This is a genomic window from Microbacterium sp. NPDC096154 (assembly GCF_040302945.1).
GTDB lineage: Bacteria > Actinomycetota > Actinomycetes > Actinomycetales > Microbacteriaceae > Microbacterium.
This window is the reverse complement of sequence record NZ_JBEOSM010000001.1, coordinates 1-15,456: the sequence shown is the minus strand read 5'-3', so window position 1 is coordinate 15,456 and position 15,456 is coordinate 1. Positions and strand designations below refer to the sequence as shown.

At 68.4% G+C, this 15,456-nt stretch carries 12 protein-coding genes; 2 read left to right on the top strand and 10 right to left on the bottom strand.

Annotation, left to right across the window (positions count from 1 at the left end; translation table 11 throughout):
* Nucleotides 1–31 precede the first annotated feature (31 nt).
* Entirely contained in the window at nucleotides 32–250 is a 219-nt protein-coding gene (locus ABTW64_RS00060; protein ID WP_350617923.1) for a site-specific integrase, read from the top strand.
* A gap of 302 nt (nucleotides 251–552) precedes the next feature.
* On the opposite strand, the gene ABTW64_RS00055 is transcribed toward ABTW64_RS00060, so the two are convergent.
* The 9 genes from ABTW64_RS00055 to ABTW64_RS00015 all read right to left on the bottom strand — a co-directional run bounded on the left by ABTW64_RS00055 (nucleotide 553) and on the right by ABTW64_RS00015 (nucleotide 13,728).
* The gene (locus ABTW64_RS00055) at nucleotides 553–1,914 is read right to left on the bottom strand and encodes an MFS transporter (protein WP_350617921.1); all 1,362 of its coding nucleotides are present in this window, start codon (nucleotides 1,912–1,914) and stop codon (nucleotides 553–555) included.
* Between the two features lie 128 nt (nucleotides 1,915–2,042).
* A complete protein-coding gene (locus tag ABTW64_RS00050; protein WP_350617919.1) occupies nucleotides 2,043–5,030 on the bottom strand; it encodes a bifunctional [glutamine synthetase] adenylyltransferase/[glutamine synthetase]-adenylyl-L-tyrosine phosphorylase in 2,988 nt (995 codons plus the stop codon).
* Nucleotides 5,031–5,039: 9 nt separating this feature from the next.
* Complete coding sequence (gene glnA, locus ABTW64_RS00045; protein WP_350617917.1) at nucleotides 5,040–6,377, bottom strand: type I glutamate--ammonia ligase; 1,338 nt, start codon at nucleotides 6,375–6,377, stop codon at nucleotides 5,040–5,042.
* A gap of 150 nt (nucleotides 6,378–6,527) precedes the next feature.
* Nucleotides 6,528–6,746: an SPOR domain-containing protein gene (locus ABTW64_RS00040; RefSeq protein WP_350617915.1), complete on the bottom strand. Its 219-nt coding sequence runs from the start codon at nucleotides 6,744–6,746 to the stop codon at nucleotides 6,528–6,530.
* 82 nt (nucleotides 6,747–6,828) lie between these two features.
* Nucleotides 6,829–8,487: an apolipoprotein N-acyltransferase gene (gene lnt / locus ABTW64_RS00035; protein WP_350617913.1), complete on the bottom strand. Its 1,659-nt coding sequence runs from the start codon at nucleotides 8,485–8,487 to the stop codon at nucleotides 6,829–6,831.
* The gene (locus ABTW64_RS00030; protein ID WP_350617911.1) at nucleotides 8,484–10,928 is read right to left on the bottom strand and encodes a DEAD/DEAH box helicase; all 2,445 of its coding nucleotides are present in this window, start codon (nucleotides 10,926–10,928) and stop codon (nucleotides 8,484–8,486) included. Before ABTW64_RS00030 ends, lnt begins: the two co-directional genes overlap by 4 nt.
* Nucleotides 10,925–11,683: a twin-arginine translocase subunit TatC gene (tatC, locus tag ABTW64_RS00025; protein WP_350618798.1), complete on the bottom strand. Its 759-nt coding sequence runs from the start codon at nucleotides 11,681–11,683 to the stop codon at nucleotides 10,925–10,927. Before tatC ends, ABTW64_RS00030 begins: the two co-directional genes overlap by 4 nt.
* Before the next feature lie 59 nt (nucleotides 11,684–11,742).
* Nucleotides 11,743–12,024 (bottom strand): twin-arginine translocase TatA/TatE family subunit, encoded by a 282-nt coding sequence (tatA, locus tag ABTW64_RS00020; RefSeq protein WP_350617910.1) that lies wholly within the window; start codon nucleotides 12,022–12,024, stop codon nucleotides 11,743–11,745.
* Between the two features lie 96 nt (nucleotides 12,025–12,120).
* Complete coding sequence (locus ABTW64_RS00015) at nucleotides 12,121–13,728, bottom strand: flavin monoamine oxidase family protein (protein ID WP_350617909.1); 1,608 nt, start codon at nucleotides 13,726–13,728, stop codon at nucleotides 12,121–12,123.
* 263 nt (nucleotides 13,729–13,991) lie between these two features.
* Between ABTW64_RS00015 and ABTW64_RS00010 the strand changes: the two genes are divergently transcribed.
* Nucleotides 13,992–14,630 (top strand): Rid family hydrolase, encoded by a 639-nt coding sequence (locus ABTW64_RS00010; RefSeq protein ID WP_350617907.1) that lies wholly within the window; start codon nucleotides 13,992–13,994, stop codon nucleotides 14,628–14,630.
* 165 nt (nucleotides 14,631–14,795) lie between these two features.
* Here ABTW64_RS00010 and ABTW64_RS00005 read toward each other — a convergent pair.
* Nucleotides 14,796–15,456 (bottom strand): AI-2E family transporter (locus ABTW64_RS00005; RefSeq protein WP_350617905.1); only part of this gene is annotated, 661 nt, incomplete at its 5' end.

The following is a 15,456-nucleotide window of genomic DNA, read 5'->3' as shown; positions in this document are numbered from 1 at the left end:
CTTCGAGCCGAGCAACCGGGACGGCCTCCACGTGCTGCGGCACACCTACGCGAGCGTTCTGCTCGACGCCGGCGAATCGATCATCACCGTCGCTGAGCACCTCGGCCACGCGGACCCCGCGTTCACACTCAAGATCCACGGCCACCTCATGCCCAACGCCGACAAGCGCACGCGCGCGGCGATCGACGCGTTCCTCGAGGGGCCTGCAGACGAGCCGGGGGAACCCGCGACAGGCGCGACCTCGGGCTGAGTACAGCCGAGGTACAGCCGAGCGTCCCGTGCATCGCCCGCTCACCCGTGATTTCTAGGGGCAGCGCGCAAAGTTCGAGCTGTACTACGGCGTCTGACCGCCGCGCACGCGGCCGTGCGGGCTGAGCGGCTTCACGTCCGCGTGTAGTCCGCAGGTCGCCGAAGAGCCCTCCGAGCTGATGCTCGGAGGGCTCTTCGCTTCTGCGGGCGGACGTTCCGTGGGATGTCAGACGATGCCCCGCGGCGCACCGTACGGCGATCCGGCGTCGCCCTTATCGCGGACGTCTTCGACCGCCTGGGGCATCACCGGCCGGCGTCAGACCCAGATCGCGGGCCCCCGGCCGCTCGCTCCGCACCGGGCACCTCAGTGCCGCGCAGCGAGGCGTTCGCGGTCTCGCGCACGAAGAGCAGGGCGACCAGGCCGACGGCGCAGCCGGCCATCATGAAGAAGGCCGGCACCAGCAGGTTGCCGGTCGCGTCGATCAGCGACTCGTTGATGAGCGGTGCCGTGCCGCCGAACAGCGCGGTCGCGACGTTGTACGTGATGGCGAAGCCCGCATACCGCACCTGCGTGGGGAACATCGCGGGGAAGGTCGCCGAGATCGTGCCCAGCTGAAGCACGTAGAGGACACCGAGCGCTGCGAACCCGATGAGCGCGCCGGCGAACCCCGTGCCGATGAGCATGTACAGCGGCACCGCGGCGACGAGCAGCCCTCCCATGGAGATCGCCCACACCGGCTTGCGTCCGATGCGGTCGGAGAGTCCGCCCGCGAACGGTATGAGCGCCATCATCACGAGCTCACCGACCAGGATCAGCAGCAGCGATGCGTCGGCGCTCATGCCGAGCTGGGCTTCGAGATAGGTCGGCGAGTAGCTGATCAGGGTGTAGTTCGCGATGTTCAGCGCGATGACCAGGCCCGCCATCGCCAGCAGCGGACGCCAGTACTTCAGCAGGTCGCGGAAGGTCGCCGCGGTGCTGGTCTCCTGCTCCTCCTGGTCGCTCAGCTCCTGAAACACCGGGGTCTCGCTCAGCCGGCTGCGGAGGTACAGTCCGACGAGCCCGAGCGGGCCCGCCACGAGGAACGGCACCCGCCACCCCCACGCGCTCATCAGCTCGTCGCCGAGCACGATCTGCAGCACCAGCACGAACGCCGTGCCCAGCACGAACCCCAGAAGCGTGCCGAACTCGAGGAAGCTGCCGAAGAACCCGCGTCTCCTGTCGGGCGAGTACTCGGCCATGAACGTCGCCGCTCCCCCGTACTCGCCGCCGGTCGAGAAGCCCTGGACCATGCGCAGGAAGATCAGCAGCGCAGGAGCCCACATCCCGATCGCGTCGTAGGTGGGCAGGATGCCGATCGCGAACGTGCCCGCCGCCATCAAGATGATCGTGAGCGACAGGATGCGCTTGCGCCCGAGCCGATCCCCCAACGGGCCCCAGACGAGCCCGCCGAGCGGTCGCACCAGGAACGAGATCGCGAACGTCGCGAGAGCCCAGACCGTGCCTCCGGGGAAGAAGTTCGCGGTGATGTAGGCGACCGAGACCGAGTAGATGCCGTAGTCGAACCACTCGGTCGCGTTTCCCACCGCCGAGGCCGCGATCGCCTTCCGGATCGTCCGGCGCCCCTGGGAGGTCTCGAGGTCGGGAGCTTCGTGGTTCACAGGCATCCTTCCATCGCGAGACGCGCCGGATCACGGGCCGCGCCTGATCGGTCGCGCGCCACGCTACGCGCACGGCGGTGGCACCGGCAGATGGTTGACAGCCGAGGCTGGCCGGCGACAGGGGGCGAGCGGCGTCAGTCGTAGAACAGGCGGTCGAAGACGCGGCGCGCACGACGCGCTGTGCCGAGCCAGTCCTGCTCTACCTGCGTGGCGCTGTGCGGCGGGTACTCCAGGATGCGCCCGATGCCGTCGAGCTGGCGGCGATCGACGGGGAGGACGTCGCTGGTCTGGCCCGAGAGCAGCGTGTTCGCCGACCGCAGCCGCGCAGCGAGCAGCCAGGCGGCACGCAGGAGGTCGGCGTCTTCGGTGCCGACGAGCCCTGCGTCCGAGGCCGCCTGCAGCGCATCGAGGGTCGACGTCGTGCGCAGTCCAGGCACCTCGTGGGCGTGCCGCAGCTGCAGAAGCTGCACGAGCCACTCCACATCGCTGAGCCCGCCCGGTCCGAGCTTGAGGTGGCGGGTGGGGTCGATGCGCTTCGGGAGCCGCTCGGTCTCCACCCGGGCCTTGATGCGCTTGATCTCGCGCACGGCCTGCGCATCGGGATCGGACGGGTATCGGATGTCGTCGGCCAGCTCGCTGAACGCCGCGATGAGCTTGGCCGACCCGGCCACACCCCGCGCGCGCAGCAGGGCCTGCGCCTCCCACGACAGCGACCAGCGCCGGTAGTACTCGGCGTAGGCGTCGAGCGAGCGCACGATGGGCCCCTTGCGCCCTTCGGGCCGCAGGTCGGCATCCAGGTCGAGCGGCAGACGGAAGTCCTCCGAGACGCGGCGCAGCTCTGCCACGATCTTCAGCGCGAGCGACTCGGCGCGATGCGGCTCGACCTCCTCCGGCCGGTAGACGTAGAGCACGTCGACGTCCGACCCGAAGCCCAGCTCGGATCCGCCGAAGCGCCCCATGCCGATGATCGCGAAGTCCAGCGAAGCGTCCTCGTCCGGCACGACCTCACGGCGCACCGCGCGCAGCGTGGCGCGCAGAGTCATCTCAGTGATCTCGGTGAGGCCGGCCGCGAGCTGGTCGAGAGTCGTGACGCCCAGCACGGCACCCATCGCCGTGCGCAGCGTCTCACGCCGACGCAGCGCTCGCACGGCCCGCATTGCGTCCTCGATTGTGTCGTGCCGCGTCTGGATCGCCCGCGCCTCCTCGTCGAGCGCCTCGCCGGACCGCGGCAGCAGCTGCTCGTCGCTGTCGAGCCACGCCACGGATTCGGGGATCCACTCCATGAGCTCGCCCACGTAGCGCGAGGCGGACAGCAGGCGCGTGAGTCGTTCGGCCGCCCCGGAGGAGTCGCGCAGCATCCGAAGGAACCACGGCGTCTCCCCCAGCCGCTCGCTGATGCGCCGGAACGCGACGAGACCGTAGTCGGGATCGGCGCCCTCGGCGAACATCCGGAGCATCACGGGCATCAGGTGCTTCTGGATGGTCGCCTTCCGGCTGAGGCCGCTGGTGACGGCGCCGATGTGGCGCAGCGCGACGGCGGGCTCGCGGAAGCCGATCGCGGCGAGCCGATCGCGCGCCTGCGTCTCGGTGAGCGACCCCTCGTCCTGCGGCAGCCGCGCCACGGCGGCGAGCAGCGGGCGGTAGAACAGCCGCACGTGGATCTCGCGCACCTCGCGCTTGATGTCCTCCCACCGCGCCAGCACCGCCTCTGCCGATTCGCCGAGACCCGATGCGCGTGCGAGGGCACGCAGGCCCTCGTCGGTGCGGGGCATCAGGTGCGTGCGCGACAGGTTCGCCAGCTGGAGGCGGTGCTCGATCAATCGCAGCGTGCGGTAGTCGCGCGCGAACACGGCCGCCTCCTCGCGCCCGATGTAGCCGCCCTCCTCGAGCGCCTCGATCGCGGGCAGGGTGCCACGGTGCCGGATCGACTCGTCCGACCGCCCGTGCACCAGCTGCAGGAGCTGCACCGCGAACTCGATGTCCCGGATGCCGCCGGGCCCCAGCTTGACCTGATGGGGCACGTCATCGGCCGGGATGTGCTCCATCACGCGCTCGCGCATGCGCTGCACGCTGTCGACGAAGTCCTCGCGACCCGCACTGGCCCACACCATCGGCTGCGTCGCCGCGACGTACGCCTCACCCAGGGCGATGTCGCCCGCCAGCGGGCGCGCCTTCAGCAGCGCCTGGAACTCCCAGCTCTTGGCCCAGCGCTGGTAGTAGGCGACGTGCGACGCGAGTGAACGCACCAGGGCGCCCTGCTTGCCCTCCGGTCGCAGATTCGGGTCGACCTCCCACAGCGGCGGCTCCGCCTCGATGCCCGAGATGCCGCGCATGGTCTGCACGGCCAGGCGCGTCGCGACCTCGAGCGCCCGTCCTTCGGACAGCTCGGACGCGTCCGCCGGGTCGCCGACGAAGATCACGTCGACATCACTGACGTAGTTCAGCTCCCGCGCGCCCGACTTGCCCATGCCGATGATCGCCAGCCGCGTCTGCGAGACCTCCTCGCGCGAGAAGCCCCCCGCCGCGGCGACCTTCGTCCGGGAGACCGCCAACGACGCCTCGAGCGCGGCGCCGGCCGCATCGGCCAGCGCCGCCGTCACGTCGCCCACGACCGAGACCGCATCGGGATGCATCAGGTCGTACGCGGCGATCTCCGCCACCTGCGCGCGGTACGCGACCCTCAGCCCGAGCCACGACGCGTCGTCCCCGGATTCGGCGAAACCGTCCGCATCCGCCCCGACCGAGTCGAGCAGCACGCGGCGCAGCTCGTCGGCCGTCGGCAGCCGCCGTCCCGCGGACAGCAGAGCCGCCAGGCAGTCGGGGCGGCGCAGATAGAAGTCCGCGAAGCCGCGGGAGGCGCCGAGCAGGCGCCACGCGACCTCACGCCCATGGGGCTCGGCGAGCACCGCGCGCACCGCGTCGGACCGCCGCCGTGCGATGCGCAGAAGTCCCGCGAGCGCCTCATCCGGGTCGGCAGCCGACCCCGCTTCCGCAAGCAGGACATCCCGCTCGATGCCCACCAGCGACGCCAGCTCGGCGAGCTGCTCGTCCACCTCGCCCAGCCGGGAGAACCCGAGCCGCGCCAGAGGCGTCAGAGGCGTGGAACGGTCGCGTGTGCTCATGCGAGCCGATCAGATGATGTCGAGGCTGTGCTTCAGCTCGAACTGAGTGACCTGCGAGCGGTACTGCTCGAACTCGCGGCGCTTGTTGCTGAGCACATAGCTGAACACCTGCTCGCCGAGCGTCTCCGCGACGAGCTCGCTGTCCTCCATGTGCTCGATCGCGTCATCGAGGCTGGACGGCAGTGGCTTGTAGCCGAGCGCCCGGCGCTCCGCGGCGCTCAGCGCCCACACGTTGTCCTCCGCCTCGGCGGGCAGCTCGTATTCCTCCTCGATGCCCTTCAACCCCGCCGCCAGCATCAGCGCGTAGGCGAGATAGGGGTTCGCGGCCGAGTCGATGCCGCGGTGCTCGATGCGCGCCGACTGGCTCTTGCCCGGCTTGTACATCGGCACGCGCACGAGCGCCGAGCGGTTGTTGTGACCCCAGGTGATGTAGCTGGGGGCCTCGTCGCCGCCCCAGAGCCGCTTGTAGGAGTTCACGAACTGGTTCGTGACCGCCGCGATCTCGTTCGCGTGGTGCAGCAGGCCGGCGATGAAGCGGCGGCCGATCTTGGAGAGCTGGTACTGCGCGCCCTCCTCGTAGAACGCGTTCGTGTCGCCCTCGAAGAGCGACATGTGCGTGTGCATTCCGCTGCCGGGCTCGGCGAACAGGGGCTTGGGCATGAACGTCGCGTGCACGCCCTGCTCGATCGCGACCTCCTTGATCACCGACCGGAACGTCATGATGTTGTCGGCCATGGTGAGCCCGTCGGCGTAGCGCAGGTCGATCTCGTTCTGGCCGGGCCCGCCCTCGTGGTGGCTGTACTCGACCGAGATGCCGAGGTCCTCGAGCATGCGCACCGAGCGACGACGGAAGTCGTGTGCCGTCCCGCCGGGCACGTTGTCGAAGTAGCCCGCGCGGTCGACCGGCTCCAGCCCGTCCGGCCCGGGAACCGCCGACTTGAACAGGTAGAACTCGATCTCGGGATGCGTGTAGAACGTGAATCCCGCGTCGGCCGCCTTGGCGAGCGTGCGCTTGAGCACGTTGCGCGGATCGGCGACGGCCGGCTGGCCGTCCGGCGTCGTGAGGTCGCAGAACATGCGGGCCGTCGGGTCGACCTCCCCGCGCCAGGGCAGGATCTGGAACGTCGTCGGGTCCGGATGGGCCAGCAGATCCGACTCGTAGGTGCGGGTCAGGCCCTCGATCGCCGAGCCGTCGAAGCCGATGCCCTCGCTGAAGGCTCCCTCGACCTCGGCCGGCGCGATCGCCACCGACTTCAGAGTGCCGACGACATCCGTGAACCACAGGCGCACGAACTTGACGCCGCGCTCCTCGATCGTGCGCAGCACGAAGTCCCTCTGCTTGTCCATCACGTCTCCTCTTGGGGCCGGCGCTGTCGGGGCGTCCATCCGGCCTCGGGCCGGGCGCTCCCGCTCGATCAGCCTAGTGGGCGCGGACGGCGCGCCCGCGTCGCCACGGCGAGCGGTGCGCCGCACCGCGCGACCCGGCCCCGGGGCGCGTCAGGGAGTGCCGCCCCAGCCCTTCTCGCGTTCGTCGTCCTCGGCCCACGCCTTCGAGCGCGCGCGCAGCGTCTCGGGGGCCCGCGCCGCCTCCTCGGATGTGTCGAACGGGCCCACCCGGTCGATCGCGGGCGACTCCGGCCCGTGCTCCACCTCGCCCGTGCGCATGTTGTACCAGTACTTCAGCTCGATCTCGTCCGGGGTCTCCGAAGTGCTCATGCATCCGATCGTAGGCGTCCCCCTCTCCGGTGCCGAGGGGGTTGCACGCGCGGCCAGGGACGTGATCGGCGCTCGCGAGGTGCTAGCGGAACAGGGCGCGGACGCGATCGGCGTCGCTGCGGGGACCACGCGTGCCCCGCGGAGCGGGAGCGGCATGGCGCGACCTCGCGGCGCCCCTGCGGTCGCCGCGACGGCCCGCCTGCAGCAGCCCGACGAGAGCGAGGCCGAGCACGGCCCCCCACATGACGAGCGCCTGGAGCCATGGGCCGATCACGACGCCCGGGGTGAGGCCGCCGCGCAGCTCCACCTCGCCGACGAGGAGTCCCGCCTGGTCGACGCCGAGCGATGACACCGTGGCACCGTCGGGCGCGATGAACTGGCTGGTGCCCACGGTCGACAGGTTGACCACGCTGCGCCCCGTCTCGATCGCCCGCATCCGGGCGAAGGCCAGCTGCTGCAGGTTCTCGTCCGTGCCACGGAAGTCGGCGTTGTTCGTCTGGAAGACGTACAGCTGCGCGCCACCCTTCGCGCCCTCGCGGATCACGTCGTCGTAGATGACGTCGAAGCAGATGGCGAGACCGATCCGCGCCCCCTCGACGTCGACCAGCGGTGCGTCGTCGCCCGGTGTGTACTCGCGTCCGATCATCCCGATCAGGTCGGGAACGATCCGCTCGAAGAACGCACGGTCGGGAACGTACTCGCCGAACGGCACCGGATGCCGCTTGGCGTGCGTCTGCAGGCCTCCGGCGACGTCGGCCCCGTCCTGCGTCCACAGCATCGAGGTGTTGTAGATGCGGTCGCCCTCGACCGACGCGGCGTTCATGAGCAGCGGGGCCCCGTACGCTCGCGCAGCTGCCGACAGTCGCACCGCGGTCACCGCGTCTGCCAGCGGGTCGTACTCCACGCCGCCCTCGGGCCAGACGACCACGTCGACCTGCTCGCCGCGCAACGGCTCCGACGCGTCGAGCTGCGCCTGGATCACGGCACCCGGCTCACGCCGGTCGAAGTAGGCCGTCGGACCGTTGCCCTGCACGGCTCCCACCCGCAGCGTGCCCGCCGTGGCGGTCTGCCACTGCGGCAGGAGCAGCAGGATGAGCCCGAGCGCCACCGCCGGCACGAACGAGGTCGCTCGCCACGACCTCGCACGAGCGATCTCGATGACCGCTGCGCAGAAGGTCACGATGAGGAAGGTCAGGCCGCTCACGCCCACCCAGGAGGCGACGTGCGCGAGCGGGCTCTCCGACTGGCTCATGCCGATCCTGCCCCACGCGAACCCGCCATACGGCCAGTTGCCCATCACGAGCTCGCGCGCCGTCCAGAGCGCGCCGACGAGCAGGGGCAGCCCGACCAGGCCACGCCAGCGGCCCCGCGGGAACCAGCGGTAGGCGAGCGCGATCGGGATCGCGCCGAGGCCGGTGAACGCGGTCTCCACACCCGCCAACGCCACCCAGGGCACCCAGGACTGCGGGTCGTCGCCCAGGAACTGCGACGCCCAGTCGATGTGCGGGAACCAGAACGCGGCTCCGAACGCGATCCCGACCAGCAGCGCCGCACGGGCGCTGCGACCGATCAGCGAGACGAGCGACAGGATGACCGCCACCGGCGCCAGCCCCCAGATTCCCCAGGACGGGAACGAGGCGTCCAGGGCCAGGCCGCCGAGGACCGCGACGAGCACCGCCGCCCACAGCGGGAGCAGCGGACGGACGGCCGCGGAGCGGCGAGGCCGGCGTGAGCGGGTCATACGGAGCTGTACGAGACGATGCCGCGCCGCACCGCGTCGAGCGCACGGCGTGCGGTGCGTGCGAGCTCGCCCTCGGCGACCTGCGACAGCTGGTCGAGAAGGTCGATCGTCTGCTTCGCCCACCGCACGAAATCTCCGGCGGGCATGTCGGCCTCGGTCAGCACGCGGTCGAGAAGCGCTCCACGGGCCCACATGTGCATGGCGGGGGCCAGCCGGGTGGACACCGGCTCCGTGCCCGGGAGACGGTGATCCTGCTCGAGGTCGTCGAGGCGCGCCCACAGATCCTCGGTCTCGCTCAGGGCGATGCGGAACGCTCCGCGCGGCAGTGCCCGCGGATCGGCGCCGCCGTCGTCGCGGCCCCGCGGCTCGAACACCAGGCTGCACGCGAGCGCCGCGAGCGACGCCGCATCGAGGTTCTTCCAGATGCCCGTGCGCAGGGCCTCGGCCACCAGCAGATCGCGTTCGCCGTAGATGCGGCGCATCCGGCGCCCGGCCTCCGTCAGCGCCGCCTCCCCATCCTCGACTCGGACGTAGTCGAGCTCGGTGAGCACGTCGAGGATGCGGTCGAACACCCGCGCGACCGTCCCCGTGCGGTTCTCGATCTGACGACGCGTCTTGTCGGTCTGGCGCCTGAGCTTCCAGTACCGCTCGGCCCAGCGTGCGTGCTTCTCGCGGTCCGGGCAGCGGTGGCAGGGGTGGCGCTGCATGCGGCGGCGGAGGCCGCCGATCTCACGCTGGCGCTTCTCGCGGGTGCCGCGGGAGGCGCCGGCGTCCTTGCGGTTGAGCTTCTCGAGATCGCTGAGGTCGCGACGGATCGCCGAGTACTCCGCGAAGTCCCCATGCTCGCACGTCATGGCCTTCTCGTAGCCCGCGAGCGACTCCTCGGCCTCTTTGACCTGGCGCGCGAGACCCACGACCGCCCGGTCGGCCTGGAACTGCGCGAAGGACGACTCCAGCACTTCGCGGGCGCGCGGGCGGCCGAACTGGTCGATCAGGTTCACGGCCATGTTGTAGGTGGGCCGGAAGCTGGAGTTGAGCGGATACGTGCGGCGCGACGCGAGTGCCGCCACGGCCTGCGGGTCCATGCCCTCGGTCCACTGCACGACGGCGTGGCCCTCGACGTCGATGCCCCGACGGCCCGCCCGCCCCGTCAGCTGCGTGTACTCACCCGATGTGATCGCGACACGCGCCTCGCCGTTGAACTTCTCCAGCTTCTCGAGCACGACCGTGCGCGCCGGCATGTTGATGCCCAGCGCGAGGGTCTCGGTCGCGAACACGACCTTGACCAGCTTGCGCTGGAAGAGCTCCTCGACGACCTCCTTGAACGCCGGCAGCAGGCCCGCGTGGTGCGATGCGATCCCCCGCTCGAGGTTCTCCGCCCACTCCCAGTACCCCAGTGCGGCGAGGTCCTCGTCCGGCAGCGCCGCCGTGCGCGACTGCACGACCGCGCGGATCTCGGTGCGCTCCTCGGCCGTCGTGAGGCGCAGACCGGATCGACGCACCTGCTGCACGGCGCCGTCGCAGCCGGCGCGGCTGAAGATGAAGAAGATGGCCGGGAGCAGGTTCGACCGCTCGAGCAGCTGCACGACCTCCGGGCGGTCGATGCGCTCGAGGCGGCGCGGCGGACCCGGCCGGCCATACCCGGGCTTGGGCCGGCGCCCTCCCCCACGGCGGCTGTCGAAGCCGTTCGCGGCGAACGCCTGGCCGCCCCGGATGCGCATGAGCTCCTGGTTGACCTGCGCGGTCGCGGCCCCCGCTCTGTCGTCGAACAGCGGCAGAAGATCGCCGCGCACGAGCACGTGCTGCTCGAGGGGCACCGGGCGGGTCTCCGACACGATCACGGCCGTGTCGCCGCGCACGGTGTCGAGCCAGTCGCCGAACTCCTCGGCGTTCGACACGGTCGCGCTGAGCGACACGAGCCGCACGTCGGACGGGAGATGGATGATGACCTCCTCCCATACGGCTCCGCGGAAGCGGTCGGCGAGGTAGTGCACCTCGTCCATGACCACGTAGCGCAGGCCGCGCAGCGCCGGCGAGTCGGCGTACAGCATGTTGCGCAGCACCTCGGTCGTCATGACCACGACGCGCGCGTCGCCGTTGATGTTCGTGTCGCCGGTCAGCAGGCCGACCTCGTCCTCGCCGTAGACGTCCTGCAGCTCGCGGAACTTCTGGTTCGACAGCGCCTTCATCGGCGTCGTGTAGAACGCCTTCTGGTTGGGCGTCTGCATCGCCAGGTGCACCGCGAACTCGCCCACGATCGTCTTGCCCGCCCCGGTCGGCGCGGCGACCAGCACGCTGCGGCCCGATTCGAGGGCGCGGCAGGACTCCACCTGGAAGTCATCCAGCCGGAAGCGCTGCATCTCGGCGAACAGGTGGGTCTGCGGATGCTCGCGGTTCTGGCGGGCCGCGGCGTAGCGCTCGGCGGGGCTCGGCTCGATCATGAGTCCTCCGTCAGCAGCGCCTGCTCACGCTTGCGCTTTCGCCGATCGAACAGCAGGGAAACGCCCACGGCGCCGAAGTACAGCACGACGAGCACACCGGCGAGCAGCAGCATCGACGCGATGTCCGCCGCCGGCGTCGAGATGGCGGCGAAGGCGGTCGCCACGACGATGGCGACGCGCCACGCCTTCAGGATCTCGCGCCCCGACATGATGCCGGCAAGATTGAGCGCCACCAGGAACACCGGCGAGACGAACGCGATGCCGATGACCGTGACCGTCTTGAAGGCGAAGTCGTAGTACGCCGCGGCCTCGTAGAACTGCGCCGCGAACTGCTGGTCGGGCACGAACGACGACATGAGCAGCAGGATGTGCGGCATGATCAGCACGCCGACGTAGCACCCTGCGAAGAAGAGCGGGACCGCCGTCGCGACGAAGCCGATCGTGTACCGGACCTCGCGACGTGTGAGACCCGGCATGACATACGCCCAGATCTGCCACAGCCACACGGGCGCCGAGAACACCAGACCGATGGCGAAGGCGATGCGCATCCGCATGTCGAAGGCGCTCGAGACGCCGGTGTACGTCAGCTTCGTGAAGTCATCGCCGAGCTCGGTCGCCACCTGCTCGATCGGCCCCAGCAGGAACGCGATGATCGGGTCGGTCACGAAGAACGCGACGACCATGCCCACCACGAGAGCGGCCGCCGCGATCATCAGCCGCCGTCGGAGCTCGACGAGATGCTGCGCCAGCGACATCCGCCGATCGCGGTACGGCTGGTCGTCGCGGGTGACGGCGGCCTCGGAAGCCACCACTGCTACGGGTTCGTCGTCTTGCGCGGATCGTCAGTGCCGGGCAGACGATCCACGGGCTCGCCGTTCACGGTGTAGCCGCCGGCGTCGGTCCCCGGCGTGCCACCGTGGGCCGGGGCCTGCGACTCCGTCGCGTCCTCGGCCTTGAGCTGCTTCATCTCGCCCTTGAACAGGCGCGCCGACTGGCCGAGGCTCTTGGCCAGCGCGGGAAGCCGAGCCGCACCGAACAGGAGCAGGATCACGGCGAGCAGGATGAGCAGGTGCCAGCCGTTGAGATTGCCGAGCATGGGGGATCTCCGTCGTTCGGGGTCGGAAAAGCAGGTTCAGTCTAACCGCGGTGTCCGGTGAGATCCCCGGACACCGCGGTCAGACGCGGATCGGTCTCAGGACGCCATGACGCGGGCGTGCAGCGCCTGGACGGCATAGCGCGCCGACCAGAACGCCCCGTGCTGCCACGCCGAGATCTCCGACATCCAGTCGCCCGCGAAGTAGACGTTGCCCGCGCCGGCCTGCAGCTTCTTGAAGCCCGCGGACGCGGTGTTCGGGTACGCCCACGCGCCCTCGATGTACGGCACCTTGTGCCAGGCGATCGAGAACGAGTGCTCCAGCTCGGTGCGGTACTTGTCGCCGTGGATCTTCACGCCCTGCTCCACGGCTCGCGCCTCGCGCTGCTTCGGGCTCAGCGCCGCGTACGTGCGCGCGGCATTGCCCGTGTTGTAGTAGCCGACGATGAGACCCTTCCTCTCGCCATAGCCGTACGAGGGGTACCAGATGTGCTGCAGGTCCATGTCGGTCTCGGTGATGCCGCCGTAGATGCGGTGGTCGTTCTCCCACCAGCGCGAGCGGTACTGCAGGCCGATCTTGCCGGCCGGCGACCCGATCGCGAACTCGCCCAGGGCCGAGTCGATCTCGGAGCCCCAGTTCGTGTCCCAGTGCCGCATCAGCTGCGCGGGAGCCGACACGATCGCGAAGTCGGCCTCGATCTGCCGCGCCGGTCCGTGCTTCGGCTTGTAGGTGACCTTCACGCCCGAGCCGGTGTTCTCGACGCCCGTGACAGGCGAGTCGAAGTGGACGTTCTGCTTGCCGATCGCCTTCACGAAGTACTGGTAGGTCGTGTCCATGCCGCCCTTCGGCTGGAACATCAGCATCGACTGCTCCCAGTTGATCTCGAACGGGAAGTAGTTGCCCATCTTGGTGCCGAGCACCTCGGAGACCGTCCCGGGCCCGGGCAACGGGGTCCCGTGCTCGTTCCATGCGGACGGGTACACCTCGAAGCCTCGGTTCGCGCCGCCCTTGTACGTGCCATCGGCCTGCAGGGAGCCCCAGCGGCTGAGGAACGCCTTGAGGTTCTCCTTGTCCGCCGCCGTGATCTTCTGGTCGAGCGCTCCCTGATCGGTGGCGTAGGCCAGCAGCTCGGAGGTGTAGCCGAACCAGTCCGCCTTGGCGGTGCGGTACCGGGTGGGGTTGCCCGGCGTCGAGCCGCTGTTCTCGTTGTACAGGTACGCGTCGGCGTTGGCGTTCGTGAACACCTCGTACGGCACACCGAGCTCGCGCAGGTAGTCCATGGTGACCATCCACTGCGCGATGCGGCCAGCACCGCAGTTCATGTAGACGCCGTCGTCCCACTTCGCCGTCTGCGTGACGCCGTCGATGTCGGTCTCCTTGTCACCCGGACGCACCGTCAGCGTGCGGCCGCCGGCGCGATGCCGCGCCTCGAGCACGGTGACCTTGTACCCGGCCTTCTGCAGCTCGTAGGCCGAGGCGAGTCCGGCGGGTCCGGCTCCGACGATCACGACCTTCTTGGATGACCGCCCGGTGAGGGAGAAATCGCTCCCCTGCGGCGGCACCCAGGCCTGGGCGGCGGCCTGCGCCTCCGTCGGCGCGAGCCCGAGCGCGCCCATCGTGGCGAACAGCACGCCGGCGCTGGAGCCCGCGCCGACGGCCTGGAGGAAACTGCGCCGTGAGACGCCGGGAGTTGCTTCTGTGACCAACGTGGATCCCTCTCTCGTTCCGCTGCACCGTCGGAGCCCACGAGCTGACGGCGTGGGTTCGGTGCCCGAGGTGGACGCTATGAGGCCCATGTGACCCCGCCGATTACCGGCATATTGCGGAACTGCAAACGCGCGTGACGAATGCATTTCCAACTGGGCAGTTGTCCCCATCCGGCGCCGCCCGTGACGTGCAGGAAACATGCCGCTGCCAGCATGCAGCCGCCGTCAGGCAACGAATCCCGCCTCCCACCGTCAGGAGAACCATGAAGACCCGCACGAAGATCGCCCTCGCCATCGTCGCCACCGCCGCCGTGGCGGTACCCGGCACGGCATATGCCGCCGAGAAGCTGTTCACGCCCCGACCCACCGAGTCGTTCTCGTTCGTGACGGGCGCGACGCCCTCGATCGCGGACGGTGTCGCCTTCGGCAAGAACGTCGCCTGGTACAAGTCGTCGGGCCTCGGGCCCGCCGCCATGAACACTGCCCCCGGAGCCAGCGCCGAGCAGCGTTACATCCCTACCGACGTCTTCCCGGGCGGGACGCTGCCCGAGGGCGTCTCGATCACCGAGGCCCAGGGCATCAACGCGCTCATGCGCATCGGCGAGAATCTCGAGAAGGCCGGCCTGACCTACGACGACGTCGTCTCCATGCGCGTGTTCCTGCAGAATCCCCAGGGCGAGGAGAAGATGGACTTCGCGGGCTGGAACCGCGCCTACCGCCAGTTCTTCGCCAACACGAACCTGGACACCGGTGAGGCCATGCAGGTGCAGCTCGGCGCCGCCAGCGGCGCCCCCATGGTCGTCAACCCGGCGCGGCCGTCGCGGTTCGCTCTCGAGATCGAGAACCTTCCTGTGAACGGCTGGCTGGTCGAGGTCGAGGTCGACGCGGTCTACCCGCGGTGATAGTGCTCGGGGTCCGGGTGCGGCGTCATCCGGACCCCGACCGGCCACCACTCGCTCGCCAAGAACTAAATGTTAATCAGTCATTTCATTAGATTAATCATCTCGTAGCTAAGGGGAAGTTGATATGATTTTCATCACGATTTGTTTAGAAATAAGAAACTTGAACTATGATTTAGGCAATATTTCTTCTATTATTGGCTCATCTTTTTTGTTAGAATAAAATGTTTTGTAAAGCTGAACAATTAAAATTTTTGCGATTAAATAGGCAGGAATGGCAAGAATTAATCCTAGAATACCGCCAAAATCCCCTGCGATTAAGAGTAAGATGACTGTAGTTAATGGGTGAATGCTCACCGTTTTACCGTAAATATATGGTGAGATCAAATTGCCTTCAATTTGCTGTGCTGCAACCACAACAACAATGGTCCACAAAGCCATCGATGGAGATACCGTAAATGCGACAATGACAGAAGGAATCGCCCCAAGCAGTGCCCCAAAATAAGGGATAAAGCTAAATAGTGCCCCAACAACGGAGAGCAAAAGAGCGTAAGGCAAACCAATAATCGCAAACCCAATAAACGATAACACGCCAAGGAATAATGCACCTAACATGCGACCTGCGATAAAACCTTTTAGTGCCCCATCCATCTCATGTAATGTATCCTTGCCCTCTTCCTGATATTTTACAGGCAACATATTGGCTAGGAGTGGATTAACTCGATCATCATCCTTGAGCATATAGTACAGCATAATCGGGACAGTACCAATAATGATAATAAAATCATTCAAAAATGAAAATACTTGTGACATGTAGCCTGTAGCAAAT